Source organism: Burkholderia sp. Tr-862, assembly GCF_011753085.1.
Taxonomy (GTDB): Bacteria; Pseudomonadota; Gammaproteobacteria; order Burkholderiales; family Burkholderiaceae; genus Burkholderia; species Burkholderia ambifaria.
Genome location: NZ_VWWG01000336.1, coordinates 1 through 2176, shown reverse-complemented (window position 1 = coordinate 2176; position 2176 = coordinate 1). Strand labels below are relative to the sequence as shown.

Below are 2176 nucleotides of genomic sequence, written 5' to 3'. Positions count from 1 at the left end.
CGGACGACGGCGCCGGCGTGTCGTCGCGGGCCGGCAGGTGCGCGCGCTGCCCGAGCGTGCTGCGCGGCCACAGCCATACGGCGGTGACGATCGCGCAACCGGCGACGGCCACGCAGACGAGCGTCGGCGAGCGCGCCAGCATCGCCGCGAACACCGCCGTGGCGAGCAGCGCCAGCACGAACGGCACGCAGCTGTCCTCCGGCATCTTCAGGATCGCGTTCGGTGTCGCCGCGAGCGGCGTGACCGCGAGCGCCTCGCGGCCGTCGGCGAGCCGGTAGCCGACCCGCATGCTGGTGCGCTTCGGATCCTCGCGGGTTTCCCACAGCGGATGCCGCGAGCCGACGAGCGGCAGCACCGCGAAGTTGTACACGGGCGTCGGCGACGCGACCGACCATTCGAGCCCGGCGCCGCCCCACGGATTCTCGCCGGCACGCGCACCGCGCCGTGCGCTGACGAGCGCGTTGACGACGAACATCACGATGCCGATGCCGAAGATGAACGAGCCGATCGTGGTCAGCAGGTTCGACGTGTCCCAGCCCATCCCGGACGGATAGGTATAGATACGGCGCGGCATCCCGAGCAGCCCGGCGACGTGCATCGGGAAGAAGCCGAGGTTGAAGCCGACCAGCACGACCCAGAACGTCAGGTGGCCGACGCGCTCGTTCATCATCCGCCCGGTGAACTTCGGGAACCAATACGTGACGCCGCCGAGCACCGGGAACACGTTGATGCCGAGCAGCACGTAATGCAGGTGCGCGACGACGAAATACGTGTCGGTCAACTGCCAGTCGAGCGGCACCGCGGCCGTCATCACGCCGGATACGCCGCCGATCACGAACATCAGCACGAAGCCCGCGAAATACAGGAACGGCGTGCGGAACACCGGGCGGCCGGTCCAGATCGTCGCGAGCCACGCGAACACCGCGACCGCGCTCGGGATCGAGATCAGCATGCTCGCCGCGCCGAAGAACGCGAGCGCGAGCGGCGCGATGCCGGTCGCGAACATGTGGTGGACCCACACCTCGAAGCCGATCAGCATCGTCGCCACCGTCGACACCGCCACGGCCTCGTACGCGACGAGCGGCCGTCGGCAGAAGGTCGGCAGCGCGTCCGACACGATGCCCATCGCGGGCAGCACGACCACGTACACCCACGGGTGCGCGAACATCCAGAACAGGTGCTGCCACAGCAGCGGCCGGCCGCCGTTCGCGACGTCGAAGAAGTGCGTGCCGGCATTGCGGTCGAGCCACAGCAGCAGGAACGCGAGGCTCACCGACGGCACCGCGACGAGGTTCGCGATCGATGCGGTCAGCGTGCCCCATACGATGATCGGCAGCCGGTCGATCGACATCCCGTGCGCGCGCATGCGCAGCAGCGTGACGACGAAGTTTGCCGCACCGCCGGTCGTCGAAATGCCGAGCAGGATCATCCCGAGCGCATAGATGTCGATGTTCGCGCCGGCGCTGTAGTCGAGCGACGTGAGCGGCACGTAGTTGAACCAGCCGCCGTCGGGCACCGCGCCGAGCGGAAAGCTCGCATACAGGAACAGCCCGGCGAACAGGAATGCCCAGTACGAGAAGGCATTGAGCCGCGGGAACGCCATGTCGCGCGAGCCGAGCATCAGCGGCCACAGATAGTTCGCGAAGCCGGACAGCACCGGCAGCGCGTACAGGAAGATCATCGTGACGCCGTGCATCGTGAACAGCGAGTCGTACTGCGCGGGCGTGAGCACCGTCGCGTTCGGTCGTGCGAGCTGGATGCGCATCACGAGCGCCTCGACGCCGCCGAGCAGCAGGAACGCGAAGGCGGTGACGATGTAGCGCAGCCCGATGCGCTTGTGATCGACCGTGCCGAGCCAGCCGCGCCAGCCGGGTTCCGATTCCCACAGCGCGGCGAGCGCGCGTTCGTGCGCGGAGCCCGGCGGCGCGTCGCCGAGGTCGGGCACGCGGCTGAGTGGAGTGGGCGTGTCGCGGGCAACGGCCATCGTCATCCTCCGTTCAGTGCAGCGTCGCGAGATAGGCGGCGAGATCGTCGGCGTCGCGCGGCGCGAGCGCGAACGACGGCATCAGTGTTTGCGGCTTGATCTGCTGTGCCTGCGCGATCCAGCGCCGCAGGTTGTCGGGCGTGTTGTCGAGCGTGCCGGCCGCGAGCAGCCGGCGCGACCCCAGATGCGACA

Annotated in this window: 1 protein-coding gene and 1 pseudogene; both read right to left on the bottom strand. The window is 68.9% G+C overall.

Going from position 1 to position 2176, the window contains the following annotated elements; all coding sequences use genetic code 11:
* A partial coding sequence (gene ctaD / locus F3J14_RS34600) for a cytochrome c oxidase subunit I (RefSeq protein ID WP_166726715.1) occupies positions 1-1984 on the bottom strand: 1984 nt, incomplete at its 3' end.
* Positions 1985-1997: 13 nt separating this feature from the next.
* Positions 1998-2176 (bottom strand): annotated as a pseudogene (locus F3J14_RS36005) (cytochrome c oxidase subunit II); the annotation flags it as partial.